Origin of the sequence: Sphaerisporangium dianthi (assembly GCF_042654065.1) — a bacterium.
In the GTDB taxonomy this organism is placed as follows: domain Bacteria; phylum Actinomycetota; class Actinomycetes; order Streptosporangiales; family Streptosporangiaceae; genus Sphaerisporangium; species Sphaerisporangium dianthi.
The window spans coordinates 160,976-179,255 of the sequence record NZ_JBHSFP010000017.1 but is presented as its reverse complement, the minus strand read 5'-3'; the positions used below and the strand labels follow the sequence as shown (position 1 = coordinate 179,255).

The following is an 18,280-nucleotide window of genomic DNA, read 5'->3' as shown; positions in this document are numbered from 1 at the left end:
GGTTCCGGCTCGGGGCCGGGTGTTTCGGGTCGTCCGGCGGGTGGTTCGGGTTGCCGCTCGCCGGCGACGTCGCTCACAGTAGGAGTGGGGCAAGGGCTCGTTCTGCGTAGCAATGCACACTCACCCCTGAGCGTGCAAAACGCCACACACCAGGACGAACACAGCGCCGCCGTGCTGGGGACGCAAGCCTTCCTGACCGGTTTCATCGCCGCCCGCGCCCCGCGCCCTGCGTCCCGCGGCGTGTCGGCGCCTACGGCGTCGGCGTCGGCATCGGCCGGGATCGGCTCGCGGAACCGCGGGGGGCTCCCATCAACCGTTCGGTGGATATCGGGGCCGTCGTCCAGCGCTGATCATCAATACATGACAGTCATCGAGATCGACGGCCTGCACAAGAACTACAGAGCCGCCACAGCCGTGGACGGCGTGTCCCTGCGGGTGAGGAAGGGCGAGATCTTCGGAATCGCCGGCCCCAACGGAGCGGGAAAGACCACGGTGGTGGAGTGCGCGTCGGGCCTGCGCCGGCCGGACGGCGGCACCGTGCGAGTGCTGGGCCTTGACCCGCACACCGACCGGCGCGAGCTGCTGCAGCGCATCGGCACCCAGTTGCAGGAGGCCGCCCTGCCCGACGCGATCACGGTCGGCGAGGCGCTGAGGATGTACGCCTCCTTCTACGACGACCCCGCCGACTGGCGGGCCCTCATGGACGAGTGGGGACTGACCTCCAAGAAGCGCACCGCCTACGGGCGCCTGTCCGGCGGCTGGAAGCAGCGGCTGTTCATCGCCCTTGCCCTGGTCGGCAACCCTGAGGTCGTCTTCCTCGACGAGCTCACCACGAGCCTGGACCCCTCCGCCCGCCGCATGACCTGGGGCCTGATCCGCGCCATGCGCGATCGCGGGGTCACCGTCGTCCTGGTCACCCACTTCATGGACGAGGCCGAGGCACTGTGCGACCGCATCGCGATCATCAACCGGGGCCGGGTGACCGCCATGGGCACCCCGAGCGAGCTGACCGCCAAGGGGCGGTCCCACTCGCTGGAAGAGGCGTACTTCGCGCTGACCGCAGGCGGCGCGGCATGAACGGCGTGAACGGCATGAGCCGCACGAAGGACGCCGGCGGCATGGAGAACACGAGCGGCACGGACGACACGAACCGTACGAGAGCCGGCAGCGGCAGGAAAGGCAAGGGTGCAGGCATGAAAGGCATCACGCAGGTCATCACGGTCGAACTCAAGCTGATCACGCGGGACCCGATGTCGGCCTTCTTCGCCCTGGCCTTCCCGGCCATCATGCTGTGGATCAAGTTGCGCAGCGGCAGGCCCCTGCCGGGCGGGCTGCCTGCCGTCGACGCCACGGTGCCGATGCTGAGCGGTTTCGTCATCGGCCTGGTCGGACTCGTCGTCCTCCCGGCGACGCTGGCCCAGTATCGGGAACGCCAGGTGCTGAAGCGGCTGCGCGCCACCCCTGTCTCGCCCGCCATGTTATTCGGCGCCCAGTGGGCCGCCCACATGCTGCTCGCGGCGATCGGAACGGCGCTGCTGATCGCCATCGGCCTGGCCGCCTACGGGCTGACGGCGCCGGGCGACCCAGGGGGCGTCCTGCTCGCGTGGATGCTCGGCGCGCTGAGCCTCGGCGCCGTCGGCCTGCTCGTCGGCGCGCTCGTCCCGAGCGGCCGCGCCGCCACGGTGGTCGGACTGGGCCTCTTCTTCCCGATGGCGTTCCTCTCCGGCGCCGTCATCCCCCGCGAGACCCTGTCGGGTTCCATGCTCGCCATCGGCGACCTGACCCCGATGGCCCCCGTGGTCCAGGCGATACGCGACGGATGGAGCGGCGCCGGGATGTCCCCGCTTACCCTGGGCGTCATGGTGGCGATATGCATCATCGCCGGCGGCGCCGCCGTCAGGGTCCTGCGGTGGTGAACGCCCCCGACCCCGTCCTCTCCCGATGGGATCGCTCCTGGCCCGCTCTGCCGTACCTGTTCATCCTGCTGCCGGCGGTCTTCGCGCTGGTGAGCGACTGGAGACCACAGGTGCTGGGCCTGGTCGTGCTCGCCGCGATCTGGCACTGGTTCATGGTCACCGCGCACCCCGGCCGCGTGGAGCGGCCGGCAGGGCTGATCATCTACTTCGTCGTGACGCTCGCCGTCACCGGAGCGCTGATCAGGATCGACTCGCTGTTCATCGTGACGGGCCTCGGCGCCTTCGTCCAGTCCTACACCCTGCTGCCCCGCAGGTGGGCGTACGCGGGAGTGGCCGCGACGGCCGCCGTCCTGGTCGCCGCCCGGCCCGCGGCAGGGCGGAGCACCGGCGAACTGCTGTTCTCCTTCCTCGTCGCGGCGCTCGTCGCCTCGACCATCGGCCTGTCCGTCCAGACGATCACCGACCAGAACGAGCAGCGCAAGACGATGATCGTCCAACTGAGGGAGACCGGCGCGAAGCTGACCGCGCTCGCGGAGGAGAACGCCGAACTGCAGGCCCGGCTCCTGAACCACGCCCGCGAGGCCGGAGTGCTCGGCGAGCGGCAGCGGATGGCCAGGGAGATCCACGACACCATCGCCCAAGGGCTGACCGCCATCATCACCCAGATCGAGGCCACCGAAGAGACGCTCGACGACGTGAACGCCGTCCGCGCCCGGCTGGACACGGTGCGCACCCTGGCCAGGGACAGCCTGAACGAAGCCCGCCGGTCGGTCCAGGCGTTGCGCCCGGCGCCGCTGGAAGAGGCCCAGCTTCCCGCCGCCCTGCACGAGGTCGCCACGAAATGGTCGCGGACCACCGGGGTCCCCGCCTCCGTGTCGGTCACCGGCGACGCCCGGCCGCTGCACGCGGAGGTGGAGATCACCTTGCTGCGCGTGGCGCAGGAGGCGCTGGCCAATGTCGCCAAGCACGCCTCGGCCGGCCGGGCCGGCCTCACACTGTCGTACATGGAGGACGTCGTGGTGCTGGACGTGCGTGACGACGGGGCGGGCTTCTCCCCCGGGGCGGCGGGCTCCGCGGGCGGCGGCGGCTTCGGCCTCGTCTCGATGCGCCAGCGGGTCACCCGGCTGGCCGGCACCTTCGCGCTGGAGGCGGCTCCCGGTCAGGGAACGGGCATCTCCGCCACCGTCCCCGCCATCCCCGCCACCTCGTCCGCCGCTGACGCCGAATACGGTGATCCCGGCGGCCACGTGGGGAAGGAGTCATGACCATGCCGATCCGCATGATCATCGTTGACGACCATCCGGTCGTCCGCGACGGGTTGCGGGGGATCTTCACCGGCGACGACTCCTTCGAGGTCGTGGGCGAGGCGGCCGACGGACCCGAGGCGCTCGCCGTCGCCATGCGCACCAGCCCGGACGTCGTCCTCCTGGACCTGCGGATGCCCAAGATGAGCGGGGCGGAGGTCATCCGCCGGCTACGCGAGCAGGCGCCCGGCGTGAACGTGCTCGTCCTGACGACCTTCGACGACGACGCCGACGTCCTGCCCGCCATCGAGCAGGGCGCCACCGGCTACCTGCTGAAGGACACCCCGCGCGCCGACCTGCGCCAGGCCGTGCGGGCGGCCGCGCGCGGCGAGACGGTGCTGTCCCCCTCCGTGGCCGGAGTGCTCGCGCCCAAGGTCCGCGCGCCGGAACAGCGGACACAGACGCTGAGCCGCCGGGAGATGGAGGTGCTCGGGCTCGTCGCCCGCGGCGCCACCAACCGCGAGGTCGCCGCGAAACTGTTCATCACCGAGGCGACGGTGAAGACCCATCTGCTGCACGTCTTCGCCAAACTCGAGGTCAACGACCGCGCCGCCGCGGTCGCGACGGCCTACGAGACCGGCCTGCTCGGACCGGCCACCGGCGCCTGACCGTCCCCGTTCGCGTGTCCGCGCGCCGGCAGGGGACGCGGCGACGCAGGGCAGAGGCAGGCGGCGACGCAGGGCAGAGGCAGGCGGCGACGCAGGGCAGAGGCAGGCGGAGACGGGACGGGCGGGGGTTGGACGGGGTCGGCGGCGGGGGGAAGCGGGGCGGGGCGGCTTGAGTCTCCTGTAGGAGGAGGCGCGAGAGTTGACGGCATGGACGGCGACGCGGTCTACACGATCGGCGACCTGGCACGGCGGACCGGGCTGACGGTCAAGGCCATCAGGTTCTACTCCGACCGCGGGATCGTGCCGCCCACCGGCCGCAGCCCGGCCGGCTACCGCCTCTACGGCATCGACGCCGCCGCCCGCCTGGACCTCGTCCGGACGCTGCGCGACCTGGGACTGGACCTCGCGACGATCCGCAGGGTCGTGGACCGGGAGATCTCGCTTCCCGAGGTCGCCGCGGCGCACGCCGCGGCCCTGGAGGTGCAGATGCGCACGCTGCGCCTGCGGCACGCCGTGCTGAGGGCGGTGGCCGAGCGCGGAGCCACCCCCGAGGAGATGGATCTGATGAACGAACTGGCCAAACTCTCGAAGGACGAACGCCGGCGCATGATCGGCGAGTTCCTCGACTCCGCCTTCGGCGGCCTGGACGCCGGGTACCTGGGCGTCGCCCGCTCGCTGACCCCCGAACCGCCCGACGACCCGAAGGACGGGCAGGTGGAGGCGTGGGTGGAGCTGGCCGAACTGTCCCAGGACCCGGGCTTCCGCGCCGACATGCGGCGCCTGGCCGAGCAGCATGCGGCCGACCGCGTCGAGGGCGGCGCGACCGTCCCGCGCCGTGACGCCGCCGCGATCGCACGCGACCGGGCCGTCCCCGCCCTGGAGGCCGGCATCGACCCCGTCTCGCCGGAGGCCGGCCCGGTCGTCGCGGCGATCGTGGCCGAGTACGCCGGCCTGGTGGGCCGCCCCGACGATGCCGAGTTGCGGCGCCGGCTGCTGCTGCGGCTGGAGACCGCGCTCGCCCCTCGCAGAGAGCGGTATCTCCGGCTGCTCGCGGTGATCAACGGGTGGCCGGCGCCGCAGAGCCTCGCACCGGCGCTCGGCTGGACCGTCCAGGCCCTGTGCGCCCGCATGTCCGGGTGAGGAACCGGCCGCTATTCGTCCACCGGCACCAGATCGGAGCCGTGGTCCTTCATCACGAAGGATCGGAAGGAGGCGTCCTTCTGGAAAAGACGGTCGCCGGCGCCGCGGCTCTTTGCGATGCAGAGGCGGAAGTCGCTGTGCCTGATGTACCAGCCGGGGAAATTGAACGATTCGAAGGAGATTCCTTCCCCGCTGAGGCCCGGCCGCAAATAGAAGGCGGAATCCCTCATGAACAGGTCATAGGCCTTGCTCGGCCTCTGCGGGGTCTTCGACAGCACGATGGCGAAGTTCTGGTGACGCAGGTAATGACCGGGCAGGTTGCGGTTCGTCGCGGCCAGCCGGTAGAGGTCCGGGCTCCCCTGCACCCGGACCGCCCTGAAATAGAAGTCCGGCGTGTCCCTGGAGGCCTGGCCAGGGCATCGGGTGAGCTCGCCCTGGAAGTAGGCGTGCCGCACGCACAGACCCGGGTAGTCGACCGGGCCCAGCAGGCCTCTGCTGGAAATGTGGGGCACGGCCGCGCGGGAATCGCTCGATTTCGCCTCGGCCGAGACGGAGGCGTCCGCATTCTCCTGGGCAGAGACGGAGCCGTTCGCGGGCGTCATGCCCGCGGAGACGAGTGCGGCCGCGGTGGCCAGGCCCGATATTCCGCGTGCCAGATTCCGGCTCCGTGTCGAAGCCGCCCCCGGCGCCTTTTCGAACCCGGTTCGCATGAACAGCATGCGAACCCCCCTTTCGATCGGCGTTTCCTGATTGCCTCTCGAAGGTAATGTCCGGCCGTCCCGCCGTCATGAGTGCCAGCACCCAACCCGATACGGTGCTGACCCCCAGAAGCCCGGGAGATCGAGGCCGGCCGCCGTCAGGGCGCCGGCAGCTCGCGAGGCGCCGGCGCATGGGGATGCAGGGGAAGCCGTGCGCGGACCGTCCAGCCGCCGGCCGTGGGCCCGGCGTCGGCCGACCCGCCCAGTTCCTCGGCGCGATCGGAGATGGAGCGCAGGCCCACGCCCGGCCGCCAGGCGGCCGGCGGCTCGCCGTCGTCACCGATCGTCATGGCCAGGTCGCCGCCCGCGTCCACGTGGATGCGGATCACCGCGCGGGTTTCCCGCGAGTGGCGCAGCACGTTCGTCAGCGCCTCGTCGATGATGCGATAGGCGGCAAGCTCGACCGCGGGGGATAATGCGGGCAGGCGGGGCGGCAGTTCCAGCTCCACCGCGATCCCCCTGCGCTCCTCGGCCGACCGGCCCGTCACCTTCCGGGTCAGCGCGGCGGCCAGCCCGAGGTCGTCCAGTTCGATCGGACGCAGGCCGTAGACCACGCGGCGGACGGAGTCGATCGCGGCGCGCAGGTCGGCTCGGACCTCGCCGAGCAGGCGTTCGGCCTGGCCGGCGTCCGAGCGCAGCAGGTTGGAGGCCGCGTCGGCGCGGAAGGCGATGCTGGTCAGGCTCGGGCCGAGGCCGTCGTGGAGCTCGCGCTGCAGCCGCACGCGTTCGGCGGCGCCCGCCTCGACGGTCGCGGTGCGGGCCTGGCGCACCTGCTCGCTCAACGTGGTGGCGTGCAGCGCCACCGCGAGGGGAGTCGCGATGAGGTCGAGCGAACGCCGGTCGGCGTCGTGGAGGTGTGACTCGCCGCGCCGCAGCCCGACGACGAGCGTGCCCACCACGTCGCCGCGGTAGCCGAGGGCGACCTCGACGGAGCCGCCCCAGCCGGATGGGACACCGGCCGTCGCCAGGCTCGCGCCGTCCTGCTCCCGGCGGAGGATCATCCAGGGCAGGCGCAGGGCGGTACGGGTTCGCTCCAGCACGCCCGGCAGGTCGTCGTCGTGCCGTAGCCGCTCGCCGACCCGCCATGCCGTCTGCGCCGGATCGGCCCGTGTGCCGTAGAACGCGCGGTCGATCGCCCTCTGCAGCAGCAGGCGGAGCGGTGTGAACAGGATCGCCACGAAGATCGCCGCCGCGGTCGCCACCCCGCGCCCGGCGTCCTGCGGAACCAGCAGCGAGAACCCGGCGACGAGCCCGGCGTACACCGCGACGACCACCGACACGACCATGCCGTACAGCAGGGCCCTGGAGAGGACGAGCCGGATGTCGAACAGCTCGTACCTGACGATCGCTATGCCTATCGCGATCGGGATGAGGGCGAACGTCAGCAGGAACAGGATCGGACCGTCCCCGGTGACCCAGCGCTGCGCGTTGAGGACCAGCATGACCAGCATGGCGAGGATGAGCCAGAGCAGCCGCCGCCGGGTGCGCTCGTCCCCTCGGACGTACCGGAGCACGAGGGAGGCGATCACCAGAGGCTCGGTCGCGGCGCCCGCCAGGCCCACCGCGTCGTTGATCGGAGCCGGTACGACCAGCCCGACGGACAGGATGGACGACAGCTCCGGCGAGCTTCCGAGCACCGAGCCGTCGGAGAGCACTCCGGTCACCAGTTGGTACGCGCCGCACACCATGATCACCCACACCAGCGGCCGCCAGCGGCGCGACGGCAGGCGTCCGTCGGGGAAGAGCAGGAGCGCCACGCCGAAGAGCCAGATGATCCCGACCTGCCACGCTCCCGTCGACAAGGTCGACAGCGAGCGGAGGAGGGGGACGGGCCAGCCCGCGCCGTCGCCTACCAGCATGATCATCGTGGCCGCCGCGGTCGTCAGATGGCCGAGGCCGCACACGAGGAACAGCGACCCGATGACGTTGCGCGGGCGGAACCAGGAGATCGTGGCGCCCGGCGCGAGGAACCCGAGCCCGATGACGAGGTTGGTCAGGGTGTAGGAGTCGACGAAGGTGCGCCACCCGGCGTCCGCGACGACGGCGAACACGATCGCCGCAAGGGCGAGCACCGTGCCCGGCACGGCGGCGGCGATCACCCACCGGCGGCCGGAGCGTTCCGCGCCCGCCGGAGCCGGCGCGAGGAGATCAGCCACGGCGGCCGAGCCCGGAGTCCCTCGCCATCACGATGGCCTCGCCGCGCGTCGCCACGCCCAGTTTGAAGAAGATCGCCGAGATGTGGTTGCCGACCGTCTTGTGCGCCAGGCCCAGCCGGTGGGCGATCGCGCCGTTCGTCGCGCCCGTCGCCATCAGATCGAGCACCTCACGCTCACGGGGTGACAGCTGCGGCAGCGGAGGAGCTGCGCGTTCCCCCGCGGTCACCTGCCCGAGCACCCGTTCGGCTACGGCCCCGCTGAAGATCACATCCCCCGCCGCCACCGCACGGATGGCCCGCTCGATCTCGTCCTGCTCCGCCACCTTCAGCAGGTAGCCGCGGGCGCCGGCCCGGAGGGCCTCGGCGACCAGGGCGTCCTCGTGGAACATGGTCAGCACGAGCACGGCCGTGCCGGGATGGTCGCGGACGATCCTGCGGGTCGCCTCCACGCCGTCGAGCGACGGCATGCGCAGATCCATGACGGCGACATCGGGACGGTTCAGCGCCACCTCGCGCAGGGCCTCCTCGCCGGTGCCCGCCTGCGCCACGACCTCCATGCCGGCGAGGGTGCCGAGCAGCGCCGCGAGTCCGCGCCGCACGACCGGGTGGTCGTCGGCGAGCAGCACCCGGATCGGCGCGCTTCCCTGTGCCTCTTCGCAGGACATGGTCCGATTATGAGCGCGTTCCTGCGGGCCGTCTGGGGGCCTGGCCCTACCCGGACCGGGACGATCTCCCGGCCCGCGCGCCACCTACGAGGGCGCCACCTCATGCGTCCTGGCCGCCGGCCGCCCGAAAGTGGCATTCGATCACATCCGCACTCAGCGAGGCCGCATCTGTCGGCGCCGCCTCCGGCGCACGGCGACACCGAGCACCACCGCGTCCGGCGTGACGGCATCGGTCGCCGCCGTGGCCCCAGATGAGGAGATACCACAATGTCCACCGCCGCCTCCGGCGCGAGCACGCGCCGCTCCCCCGTTCCCCTCCGCGCCGGGCTCGTCCTGGCGTCGGTCCTCGCCCTCGGCGACGTCGTCGTGTCGGTGCGGCAGTTCGCCGACGGTCCCGTCATGCCTCTCGCCGTCATCGTGGTCGCGCTGCTGACGTGCACGGCCGTGCCCTTCGCCTGGCGCGGTGCGGCATGGGCGCGGACGGTCGTGATCGTGACGCGCGTGCTGTCAGCGCTGACCGGGCTCCCGGCCTTCTTCGTGCCCGGCGTCCCGGCCGGGTGGGTCGTGGCCGCCGCGTCCGGGATCGTCCTGTCCTTCGTCGTCGCCCTGCTCCTGCTCATGGCATGGAGGCCGGCGCGATGACCGCCTCCGTACCGGCGCGCGGCGGGGCACGCGCGCACGCGGCCGGGTGAAAATCGGTGGACAACCGCATGCCCCACGATGATCGTTGGCGGCATGCGACAGAACGAGATCTGGGACGCCGAGACCGCTCAGCGCTATGACACGCCGGGCCAGGGCATGTTCGCGCCCGAAGTCCTGGAGCCGGCCGTGGAGCGCCTCGCCGCGCTCGCGGGGGACGGACGTGCCCTGGAGTTCGCCATCGGCACCGGCCGCGTGGCCGTCCCGCTCGCCGAGCGGGGGGTGCCCGTCACCGGCATCGAGTTGTCACCTGCGATGCTGGACCGGCTGCGCGCGAAAGTGGACGAAGCGACGCTCCCGGTGATCGTCGGCGACATGGCGACCGCCACCGCGCCGGGGGAGTACACGCTCGTGTACCTGGTCTACAACACGATCTCGAACCTGCTCACCCAGGCCGAGCAGGTCGCGTGCTTCCGCAACGCCGCCCGCCACCTCACTCCCGGCGGCCGGTTCGTGATCGAGCTCTGGGTACCCGAGCTGCGCAAGCTCCCACCGGGCCAGCAGGCCATGGTGTGGTGCTCCGAGCCCGGCTACATCGGCTTGGACACCTACGACGTCCTGCGCCAGCACGTGGTGTCGCACCACTTCACCTTCGACGAGGGCAGGCAGGCTCGGCTGTCCCGCAGCCCGCACCGCTACATCTGGCCGTCCGAACTCGACCTCATGGCACAGCTGGCCGGGTTTGAGCTGGAGTCCAGGCACGGGGACTGGGCCGGAGCCGACTTCACCGCGGACACGCGTTCACACGTGTCCGTCTACCGCATCCCGCGGGACCGATAGGGCCGCCCGGGCCTGGCGGCGGCGCCGCCGGAATGCCAGACCCGCGACGACGAGCCCGCAGAGGACGACGAGGAGCGGCAACAGCAGCGTCCAGGGGATGGCCCAGGCGTTCGCTGTGGCCTCGACGGCGGCGAGCGGAGCGACCGAGTTCGCCGCGTCGGTGAGCAGCGGGACGAGGGTGACCGTTCCCGTCAACCTCACCGCGGGAGCCACCCCGCGCACCGGCACGGAGACCTTCCAGGTGTCGCCCGGAAGCAGGCGGGGCGAGTCGTCGACCTGCCCCGCGCGGACGCCCAGGCGTCCGAAGGGGCCGGACAGGGACACCGCCTGGCGGGCGGTGAGGATGGTGTTGCCCGTATTGCGGATCGTGTACGTGACGGTGGCGTCGCCCTTCCCGAACGGGTTGAGCCCGCCCGAGTAGCGCACGCGCGGCTCCTCCACCGACAGGCGGGGCTTGAGCTCTCCACCGACGCGCAGACGGATCCTGATGCCGAGACGCCGACCGGCGTCGATCCCGTCCGCCTCTCCGTTCCGCGCCGGCGAGGTGACGATGCCGCCCATGTATTCACCGGGCACGGCGTCGGCGGGAAGCGTGAGCGTGAACGGCACCTCGGCCGATTCGCCGGGCCGGACCGTCACGTCGGGCCGGCCGATGCGCACCCACGCACCCACCTTCGTCGACTTCGCGTCCTTGGCGACCAGATCGAGCCGGCCTCCCTCGGCGGTGAACGCGTCGGCGGCGTAGACGTCCAGGTGGAGCGGCGTGCCGCCCTGGTTGACGACCACGAGACCGTCCTTGACCTGTCCGCCCGGCCCGAGGGTGTAGCCGTAGTTCTGCCGGTCGGACCCGTAGTCGCCGGAGGCCGTTCTGACCGCCCATGAGGCGTCGCCGTCCGCCGCCGCGGCGGGTGCGGCCCCCGTTCCGAGGAGCCCGAGCGCGGCGAGCAGCACCACGACAGTGGCCTGGGCGAGGGCTCCGCATGCTGTGGTCGTACGCGGTGTGGGCGGGCGCATCTGGTGATCCTCGGGCGGTGTGGGAGTGGCGGGATGGAAGACGTTCCGCGGGGTGGGCGCCCTGCAGGCGCCCACCCCGCCGGATGAGCGGGCCGGATCAGCTCAGCGGGGTGAGCGTGAGCGTCCCCGGCGCCGCCCTGTGCCGTCTACTGAAGCCAGGCGGCCTCGGCCGAGACCGGGCTGACATCGTCGGTCTCTTTGCCGTGACCATTGCCGTGGCCATGGTCATCGTGGCCGTGGCCGTGGTCGTCGTCACCGTGGCCGTGGTCACCGTGGCCGTGGTCACCGTGGCCGTGGTCGTCGCCGCCGTCGTACAGGTGGATCACCACCTTGTCGACCTTGGACCCGACCGGCTGCGCGGGGCCGGCGCCGCTCTTCGGGCCGCACCACGACTCCTGGCCCAGCTCCACCGCGGCGTTGGGGGCGGCGCAGGTGCCGCTGCGAAGGTTCTCGACGACGAGCTTGTCGCCGCGCACCTGGACCTTCACATAGGTACGGACGTGCTCCTGGTTCTCGACCGAGTTGGCCCAGTGGCTGTTGGGGTTCAGCGGGTCGGGACCGTAGTTCGGGTCCTTGGTCGTGTCGGGAGCGGTGATGTCGTAGTACTTCGACCCCGACGCGGAGTTCGCCGTCACGTAGATGACGCCGCCCGGACCCTGCGCCACCTCGGCGGCGCCGGGCTTCTCGTTCTGGTTCGACTTCTGGCCGTTCTTGATCACGTAGCTGCGGGAGTAGCTGTGGTCGTGACCCTGCAGGACCAGGTCGACGCCGAGGTTCGAGAAGGCGGTCGGGAAGTCCTTACGGCGCTGCTGGTTGTCGCCGTCGTTCGCGTGGGAGGCCGGCGAGTAGATCGAGTGGTGGTAGACGAGCACCGTGTACTTGGCCTCGCCGCCGTGCGACTTGATCACGTTGGTGACGTAGCTGATGTGCGCCGCGTCGGAGCCGGCGGCGTAGGCGTTGCTGTTGAGGTCGATGAACAGCACACCCTTGTAGATGTACCAGTAGTCACCGCCCGACCGGGTGGTCGCGTCGCCGTTGTAGTACGGCGCGGAACGGTCGGTGTTCGGCGTCCAGAAGTGCTGCTCGTACGCCTTGCCGCCGACGTCGTGGTTGCCGATGGTGGCGGCCCACGGGTACTGGCGCAGCTTGTCGGGCGCGAGGAACGCGTTCCAGTGCGTCTCGGTGTTGGCGGACTCGACCTGGTCGCCGCCCGAGACCAGCAGTTCGGCCTTCGGGTTGGCGGCGAGGGCGACGTTCAGGGTGTCCTGCCACCCGGCGCCGTCCTTCGCCAGGTCGCCGGACGAGCCGATCTGCGGGTCGCCGAAGAACAGGAAGTCGAAGTCGCCCTTGAACTTCTGGGTCCTGAAGGAGTACGTCGGGGACCAGTTGCCCTGGACGCCGACGCGGTAGGAGTACGCGGTGTTCTGCTTCAGGCCGTCGACCGTGGCGTGGCCGTTGTAGCCACCGTTCACGACGTTCGCGGCGACCGCGGCCGGGAAGGTCACGGCGTGCTTGGGGAACTGGCCCTTGTGGATCTCGGAGGTCGGCGCGACCTGGACCACCTGCGCGGTGCCGACCGAGGAGTACCAGGACACGACGCGCTGCGACTCGTTGGCGCCCACGCCGAGGATGATGCCGGTGAGCGGCGCAGTGGCGTCGGCGTGAGCCGCGGTCGCCAGGCTGCCGCCCAGAACCGCGGTGACGCCCATGACCGCCGCCGTGGCGCCCACGGCCAGCCGGCGACGGACACGCCCGGGAATTTGTGCCCGGTTGTCGAACTTCATCGAGTTTCCGTCCATTTGAGGGTGTTGTAGAGCTTTGTCACGGTTTCGAAGGTTGATGTCCGCGAGGTGAACGCGGAACGGGCGCTCTGTTGCGCTTGCCGGAAGTTGTGACGCGGTCTCAGATGCCGAGAATCCGCTGCACGAACCACACCAGGCCCATCACGGACACACCCGCCGCGATCGCCCCGGTCGTCCACAGCCCCGCGACCGGCCTGCGGCGGCGCAGCAGGGCGAGCAGCGGGAAGACGGCCATGATGAGCGCCAGCTGGACGACCTCGATGCCCACGTTGAAGACGAGCAGCGACCAAAGGACCCGCCATGACCAGGCCTGGTCGATCCCCAGCGCCGCGGCGAAGCCGAGTCCGTGCACGAGACCGAAGCAGAAGACCACCGCGAGCCGCGTCCATCCCGCACGGTCCAGGCTGAGGTGACCGTGACCGGCCGTCTCCAGATCCGTGGCGTGCGATCGGCGTCGCCCGATCCGCCACAGGTGCCAGCCCGCGACCACCGCGATCGACAGGGCGATGACCGGCTCGACGAACGACGCGGGCACCCGCACGAGGCCGAGGGCGGCGAAGATGAAGGTCACCGAGTGGGCCAGCGTGAAGGTCGTCGCCGCCAGCACGATCTCGCGCAGGCGGCGGGACCCCGCGATCAGCGCGAGAAGGAACAGGATGTGGTCGAGCCCGGACAGCAGGTGCTCGGCTCCGAGCCGGAAGAACTCCCAGAACCGCTCGGCCCAGGACTGCTGCGTGGAGAACGACCGATGCCGGGCGTCGAGGGCGGCGCTTCCGGACGTCAGGTCGAGGTCATAGGTCACCACCGTCTTGCTGTCGCGCACATAGCCCTCGGAGTCCGGGAACAACCCACCGCGCACCTCGTGCGCCTCGGGCGACTCCGGGCACCGGTAGTCGAGAGCCAGCAGCGCGTACGGGACGCCCTCGCGTTGCTCGATCCTGAAGCCGCCGTCCCGGACGGGGGTGCACGCCTTGCCCTCGGCCGAGACGCCGAAGCGCTCGGTCACGTACGCGACCACCGAGCCGGCGTGGGCGTCGAGCGCGGCGGCCTGCGCCGCCGCGTCGCCCGCCTCGAACGCCGCGGTGCCCGCCCGGAAGAGCGCGTCGTCCTTCTCGGCGTCGGCGGCCGAGACGACGAGCAGGTCGTACTCCAGCCCGAGTTCCGAGCGGACCTGCCCGGCCCCGGGCGAGGTGAGATCGGCGTACACGGTCGAGGTGAACCCGTGGGCGAAAGCAGGCAGGGCGCTGAGCAGGACGGCCGCGGCCGCGGCGGCGACGACGGCACAGGCACGACGCCGAGCGGCGGTGAACATGTGACTCCTCTACGGTTGGCGCACGCAATCTGCTCGGCTCAGATGAACGAACGGCGGCTCTCGCGCAAACCCACGGCGAACCCGACACGGCGGAAATATCGCTCATAGAGGAATAAGGCGCGCAATAAGGTAGGAAGTACGCGCAGCTCCCGTCACCCCTGAAGGACGATCTCTATGCGCCGCTCTCGGCTACTGCCCGCCGGCATGCTGGCCGTGGCGGTCGCGACCGCCGTACTGGTCAGCGGATGCGGCTCCGGCGACGACTGGTCACGGCCGCACGCCAAGCCCACCGCCGCCGGCACCCTCGGCCCGGGGTTCCTCGACGCGGCCGCGCCACCGGCCCCGGAGTCCACGATCACGCCGCGCCCCGGCTCCTGGGACGAGGGCCGGCCGCCGGAGGGCTACCGCGTCGTGCTGCTCACCGCGGGGGACGACCCTCAGACGAAAACGCTCGTGAACGCCGTGACGAAGTGGGCCGAGGAGGAGCACGTCAGCCTCAAGACCGTCACCGCCACGCGGCCGGACCAGTTCATCGCACGCATCGGCCAGGCGATCGAACTGGGGCCCGACCTCGTCATCAGCGCCGGCAACGACCTCGTCGACCCCCTGGCCCTGGTCACCGCCAACCATCTCGACCAGCAGTTCCTCGTGGTAGGCGCCGAACTGGCCGAGCCCACGGCGAACGTCACCGCCGCCGACTGGACCGGCGCGTCGTTCCGCGGCGAGGGCCTCGGCATGTCCTCGACCTACGATGCCGCCACCTTCACCCCCGAGCGCGCCGGACGCGCCGTCCGGGCCGGCGTCGCGGCCGTGCTCAACGGGCTGACCGGCTTCGTGATCTGGCTCGACTAGTCCCCGCCACGGCCGTCCAGGCGCCTCCGCGCTGACGGCGCGGACCCGGGGATGCCTCCCATTCGTCCAAGACCGGGCGGATGGATCGGATGCTAGCTTTCGGCAGGCAAGCCTTGATCCCGCGAGAGGGGACGGTCGTGGCCGTGACCAGCGCCGAAGAGCATCACGACGAGCAAGGCCGGCCATCGGCGTGGGAAGCGGCGTGGGCGGTGCTGGCACCCGTGACGGACCTCGTCACGCCGATGGCCGTGCGGGTCGCGGCCTCGCTGGGGCTGACCGATCTGATGGGCGGCGACACCGTGCCCGTCGAAGAACTGGCGCGCCGCTCCGGCGCCGACGCCGACGCGCTGGGCCGGCTGCTGCGTCACCTGGCCTGCCGGGGTGTCTTCACCGAACCGGAGCCGGGCAGGTTCGCGGTCAACGGGCCCGCCGCGCTGCTGGCGTCCGGCCACCCTTCCGGGATGCGGGTGTGGCTCGACCTCGGCGGGTTCGGCGGGCAGATGGACGTGGCGTTCACCGGTCTGCTGCACACCGTCCGCACCGGGCGACCGGCGTGGGAGACCGTCTTCGGCGCCCCGTTCTGGGACTATCTCGCCGCGAACCCGCAGATGAGCGCGTCGTTCGACGCGACCATGGCCGTCGGGGCCGACTACGTAGCCGACGCGGCCACGGGGTACGACTGGTCAGGCGCGCGGCACGTGGTCGACGTCGGCGGTGGCACCGGCGTCCTGCTCGCCGAAGTGCTGCGCGCCAACCCCGGCATCCGGGCCACGCTCGTCGATCTGCCGGAAACGGTGGAACGAGGCCGGCGGTACCTGGCCGAGCGGGGGCTGGACACGCGCTGCGAGTTCGCCGGCCAGAGTTTCTTCGACCCGCTGCCCGCCGGGGGCGACGTGTACGTGCTCAGGCGGGTGGTGCACGACTGGGGCGACGACGACGCCCGGCTGATCCTGCGGCGGTGCGCCGACGCGGCCGGGCGGCACGGACGGGTGGTGATGATCGAGTCACGCGGAGCCGGTGACGACCCGGCCATGTTCGCCGAGATGAACCTGCGCATGCTCGTGCTCAGCGGCGGCCGCGAGCGCACCGCCGAGGACTACGCCGCCCTCGCCGCCCGGGCCGGGCTCGACGTCGCCGCCGTTCACAGCACCGCGCTCGGGCACCTCATCCTCGACTGCACCCCGCTTGGCCCCTGACGCAGCGCCCGGGCGACCGGCCGATCGGTACCGGCGCCGCCGAAAGGGCATTGGCCGCCGCCGCGGGGCGGCTATAGAGTCTGGCCCGAGGTCGGCGCGACGCGGGCCGGAGGAGGGGGATGTCCACCACGCCGCTGTCTCTGCCTCAGCCCTCGCAGAAGACGCCGGAGTTCGGGCACGACGCGCTGATCGCCTGCGAGAGCCTGGTGCGTATCTACCAGTCCGGGTCGGTCGAGGTGCAGGCGCTGCAAGGGCTGGACCTCGTCGTGAACAGCGGCGAGATGATCGCCGTCGTCGGGGCGTCCGGCTCGGGCAAGTCGACGCTGCTGTCCATACTCGCCGGCATCGACGCCCCCACCGCCGGGCGGGCGCGCGTCGACCGGTGGAACCTGCTCACCATGTCCCGCGCCGACCGCGTGCATTACCGCCGGCACACCGTCGGATACGTACGGCAGCAGACGGCGAGCAACCTCGTCCCCTACCTGACCTCGCGGCAGATGGTCGACCTGCCGATGACGGCCGCCCGCACACCGGCCCGCGACCGCCGCGCCCGCGCCGCCGAGTTGCTGGGCGCCCTCGGTGTCGCCCAGTGCGCCGACCGGCGTCCCGCGCAGCTGTCCGGCGGGCAGCAGATGCGGGTCGCCATCGCGGTGGCCCTCGCCAACGAGCCCCACGTCCTGCTGGCCGACGAGCCGACCGGCGAGCTGGACACCGCCACCTCCGCGGAGGTCTTCTCGGCGTTGCGGGACGTCAACCGGCAACTCGGTGTCACCGTCGTCGTCGTGACCCACGACCCCGAGGTCAGCGGCCAGGTCGAGCGGACGGTGGCGATCCGCGACGGGCGCACCAGCAGCGAGGTGGTACGCCGCACCGCCACCGCGGCCGACGGCGGCACCCACGTGATCGCCGAGGAGTACGCCGTGATGGACCGCGCGGGGCGGGTCCAGGTCCCGCGCGACTACCGCGAGGCGCTGGCGCTGACCAGGCGCGTCCGGCTGGCGCTGGAGGCCGACCACGTCACGATCCGCCCCGACCTCGACGGGGACGCATGAGGCCGGACTTCCGGATCTCGGCGGGGGCACACGAAGCCGGACTTCCAGACCTCGGTGGGCGCACATGAACCCGGGCCACCCCGATCGTGACCCCGCACGCGTGAGCGCCGGTGCGACCGGCGGGCCACTGCTCGCCGTTCGCGGCGTCCACCGGCGCTTCGGCACCGGGCCGACCGCCGTGCACGCCTTGCGCGACGCGTCGTTCGACGTCGCCGCCGGCACCATGGTCGCCATCGTCGGCCGGTCCGGCTCCGGCAAGACCACCCTGCTCAACATCATCGGCGGCCTCGACCGCCCGGACGCCGGCAGCGTCCACGTCGACGGCACCGACGTCACCGCCCTCGACGAGGACGGCCTGTCCCGGCTGCGGCGCGACAAGGTCTCCTACGTGTTCCAGACGTTCGGCCTGATCCCGGTGCTGTCGGCAGCGGAGAACGTCGGCGCCCCGTTACGGCTGGCCCGCGTCGCGACGCAGGAGCGCGAGCGCCGCGTCGAGCTGTTGCTGGAACTGGTGGGCCTGGCCGACCACGCCGAGCAGCGCCCGGGCGAGCTGTCCGGCGGCCAGCAGCAGCGGGTGGCGATCGCCCGGGCCTTGGCCGCCTCTCCCCGGCTGCTCATCGCCGACGAACCCACCGGGCAGCTGGACGCCGAGACCGGTCTGTCGGTGATGGCGCTGCTGCGCGGAGTGGTGGAGTCCGAGGGGGTCACGGCGCTGGTGTCCACGCACGACCCGGTGATGATCGCGCTGGCGGACCGGGTCATCCGCATCAGCGACGGGCGGATCGACGCGCGGCCCGATGGGCAGCCCGACGAGCGATCCGGCGAGCAGCCCGATGGGCAGCCCGACGAGCAGCCCGACGGGCGGTCCGGCGGGCAGCCCGGTGAACGATCCTCTGGTGAACGATCCGGCGAGCGGTCCGATGGGCAGCCCGGCGAGCGATCGCATGAGCGGTCCGATGGGCGGCCCGGCAGGCAGATCGACGAGCGGTCGAACGGGCGGCTCGACGGCCGGGAGATCTCGTGACGG

17 protein-coding genes are annotated in these 18,280 nt (G+C 71.7%); 11 read left to right on the top strand and 6 right to left on the bottom strand.

What is annotated here, in order from left to right; genetic code table 11:
• Positions 1–360 precede the first annotated feature (360 nt).
• The 5 genes from ACFO60_RS23960 to ACFO60_RS23940 all read left to right on the top strand — a co-directional run bounded on the left by ACFO60_RS23960 (position 361) and on the right by ACFO60_RS23940 (position 4,968).
• Positions 361–1,077, top strand: a complete 717-nt coding sequence (locus ACFO60_RS23960; RefSeq protein WP_380843637.1) for an ABC transporter ATP-binding protein — start codon at positions 361–363, stop codon at positions 1,075–1,077.
• 116 nt (positions 1,078–1,193) lie between these two features.
• The gene (locus ACFO60_RS23955; RefSeq protein ID WP_380843635.1) at positions 1,194–1,916 is read left to right on the top strand and encodes an ABC transporter permease; all 723 of its coding nucleotides are present in this window, start codon (positions 1,194–1,196) and stop codon (positions 1,914–1,916) included.
• A complete protein-coding gene (locus ACFO60_RS23950) occupies positions 1,910–3,181 on the top strand; it encodes a sensor histidine kinase (protein WP_380843633.1) in 1,272 nt (423 codons plus the stop codon). Before ACFO60_RS23955 ends, ACFO60_RS23950 begins: the two co-directional genes overlap by 7 nt.
• Positions 3,182–3,183: 2 nt before the next feature.
• The gene (locus ACFO60_RS23945) at positions 3,184–3,828 is read left to right on the top strand and encodes a response regulator (RefSeq protein WP_380843657.1); all 645 of its coding nucleotides are present in this window, start codon (positions 3,184–3,186) and stop codon (positions 3,826–3,828) included.
• A gap of 207 nt (positions 3,829–4,035) precedes the next feature.
• Entirely contained in the window at positions 4,036–4,968 is a 933-nt protein-coding gene (locus ACFO60_RS23940; RefSeq protein WP_380843631.1) for a MerR family transcriptional regulator, read from the top strand.
• A gap of 11 nt (positions 4,969–4,979) precedes the next feature.
• Here the strand turns inward: ACFO60_RS23940 and ACFO60_RS23935 are convergent, their stop codons facing one another.
• The 3 genes from ACFO60_RS23935 to ACFO60_RS23925 all read right to left on the bottom strand — a co-directional run bounded on the left by ACFO60_RS23935 (position 4,980) and on the right by ACFO60_RS23925 (position 8,546).
• Complete coding sequence (locus ACFO60_RS23935; RefSeq protein ID WP_380843629.1) at positions 4,980–5,687, bottom strand: AbfB domain-containing protein; 708 nt, start codon at positions 5,685–5,687, stop codon at positions 4,980–4,982.
• A 137-nt stretch (positions 5,688–5,824) separates the two neighbouring features.
• Positions 5,825–7,882 carry a sensor histidine kinase gene (locus ACFO60_RS23930; protein ID WP_380843627.1) on the bottom strand — a complete coding sequence of 686 codons (2,058 nt, stop codon included), beginning with the start codon at positions 7,880–7,882 and terminating at the stop codon, positions 5,825–5,827.
• Positions 7,875–8,546 (bottom strand): response regulator transcription factor, encoded by a 672-nt coding sequence (locus tag ACFO60_RS23925; protein WP_380843625.1) that lies wholly within the window; start codon positions 8,544–8,546, stop codon positions 7,875–7,877. The genes ACFO60_RS23930 and ACFO60_RS23925 overlap by 8 nt, the downstream gene beginning before the upstream one ends.
• Before the next feature lie 267 nt (positions 8,547–8,813).
• Here ACFO60_RS23925 and ACFO60_RS23920 point away from each other — a divergent pair, with 267 nt between their 5' ends.
• Positions 8,814–9,188 (top strand): hypothetical protein, encoded by a 375-nt coding sequence (locus ACFO60_RS23920; RefSeq protein ID WP_380843623.1) that lies wholly within the window; start codon positions 8,814–8,816, stop codon positions 9,186–9,188.
• A 93-nt stretch (positions 9,189–9,281) separates the two neighbouring features.
• Entirely contained in the window at positions 9,282–10,025 is a 744-nt protein-coding gene (locus tag ACFO60_RS23915; RefSeq protein WP_380843621.1) for a class I SAM-dependent DNA methyltransferase, read from the top strand.
• Here ACFO60_RS23915 and ACFO60_RS23910 read toward each other — a convergent pair.
• From ACFO60_RS23910 to ACFO60_RS23900, 3 genes are all read right to left on the bottom strand, one after another.
• Positions 9,987–11,039, bottom strand: coding sequence for a WxL protein peptidoglycan domain-containing protein (locus ACFO60_RS23910; RefSeq protein ID WP_380843619.1), 1,053 nt, complete (start codon positions 11,037–11,039; stop codon positions 9,987–9,989). The genes ACFO60_RS23915 and ACFO60_RS23910 overlap by 39 nt on opposite strands.
• Positions 11,040–11,185: 146 nt before the next feature.
• Positions 11,186–12,823, bottom strand: coding sequence for a purple acid phosphatase family protein (locus ACFO60_RS23905; protein ID WP_380843617.1), 1,638 nt, complete (start codon positions 12,821–12,823; stop codon positions 11,186–11,188).
• 118 nt (positions 12,824–12,941) lie between these two features.
• Positions 12,942–14,153 (bottom strand): HupE/UreJ family protein, encoded by a 1,212-nt coding sequence (locus ACFO60_RS23900; protein ID WP_380843615.1) that lies wholly within the window; start codon positions 14,151–14,153, stop codon positions 12,942–12,944.
• 174 nt (positions 14,154–14,327) lie between these two features.
• On the opposite strand from ACFO60_RS23900, the gene ACFO60_RS23895 reads away from it, so the two are divergent.
• The 4 genes from ACFO60_RS23895 (at position 14,328) to ACFO60_RS23880 (ending at position 18,277) form a co-directional block, all read left to right on the top strand.
• Positions 14,328–15,005, top strand: a complete 678-nt coding sequence (locus ACFO60_RS23895) for a type 1 periplasmic-binding domain-containing protein (RefSeq protein ID WP_380843613.1) — start codon at positions 14,328–14,330, stop codon at positions 15,003–15,005.
• 137 nt (positions 15,006–15,142) lie between these two features.
• On the top strand, positions 15,143–16,201 hold the full coding sequence (locus ACFO60_RS23890; RefSeq protein WP_380843612.1) for a methyltransferase: 1,059 nt from the start codon (positions 15,143–15,145) through the stop codon (positions 16,199–16,201).
• Between the two features lie 119 nt (positions 16,202–16,320).
• Positions 16,321–17,253, top strand: coding sequence for an ABC transporter ATP-binding protein (locus ACFO60_RS23885; protein WP_380843611.1), 933 nt, complete (start codon positions 16,321–16,323; stop codon positions 17,251–17,253).
• Positions 17,254–17,353: 100 nt separating this feature from the next.
• A complete protein-coding gene (locus tag ACFO60_RS23880; RefSeq protein WP_380843610.1) occupies positions 17,354–18,277 on the top strand; it encodes an ABC transporter ATP-binding protein in 924 nt (307 codons plus the stop codon).
• Positions 18,278–18,280: the final 3 nt, after the last annotated feature.

What these genes read in the sequence shown, in the direction of transcription:
- ACFO60_RS23895 (WP_380843613.1), top strand. Translation starts at nt 14,328, where the DNA reads ATGCGCCGCTCTCGGCTACTGCCCGCCGGCATGCTGGCCGTGGCGGTC.
- ACFO60_RS23945 (WP_380843657.1), top strand. Translation starts at nt 3,184, where the DNA reads ATGCCGATCCGCATGATCATCGTTGACGACCATCCGGTCGTCCGCGAC.
- ACFO60_RS23955 (WP_380843635.1), top strand. Translation starts at nt 1,194, where the DNA reads ATGAAAGGCATCACGCAGGTCATCACGGTCGAACTCAAGCTGATCACG.
- ACFO60_RS23960 (WP_380843637.1), top strand. Translation starts at nt 361, where the DNA reads ATGACAGTCATCGAGATCGACGGCCTGCACAAGAACTACAGAGCCGCC.
- ACFO60_RS23935 (WP_380843629.1), bottom strand. Translation starts at nt 5,687, where the DNA reads ATGCTGTTCATGCGAACCGGGTTCGAAAAGGCGCCGGGGGCGGCTTCG.
- ACFO60_RS23920 (WP_380843623.1), top strand. Translation starts at nt 8,814, where the DNA reads ATGTCCACCGCCGCCTCCGGCGCGAGCACGCGCCGCTCCCCCGTTCCC.
- ACFO60_RS23900 (WP_380843615.1), bottom strand. Translation starts at nt 14,153, where the DNA reads ATGTTCACCGCCGCTCGGCGTCGTGCCTGTGCCGTCGTCGCCGCCGCG.
- ACFO60_RS23915 (WP_380843621.1), top strand. Translation starts at nt 9,282, where the DNA reads ATGCGACAGAACGAGATCTGGGACGCCGAGACCGCTCAGCGCTATGAC.
- ACFO60_RS23940 (WP_380843631.1), top strand. Translation starts at nt 4,036, where the DNA reads ATGGACGGCGACGCGGTCTACACGATCGGCGACCTGGCACGGCGGACC.
- ACFO60_RS23905 (WP_380843617.1), bottom strand. Translation starts at nt 12,823, where the DNA reads ATGAAGTTCGACAACCGGGCACAAATTCCCGGGCGTGTCCGTCGCCGG.
- ACFO60_RS23925 (WP_380843625.1), bottom strand. Translation starts at nt 8,546, where the DNA reads ATGTCCTGCGAAGAGGCACAGGGAAGCGCGCCGATCCGGGTGCTGCTC.
- ACFO60_RS23885 (WP_380843611.1), top strand. Translation starts at nt 16,321, where the DNA reads ATGTCCACCACGCCGCTGTCTCTGCCTCAGCCCTCGCAGAAGACGCCG.
- ACFO60_RS23910 (WP_380843619.1), bottom strand. Translation starts at nt 11,039, where the DNA reads ATGCGCCCGCCCACACCGCGTACGACCACAGCATGCGGAGCCCTCGCC.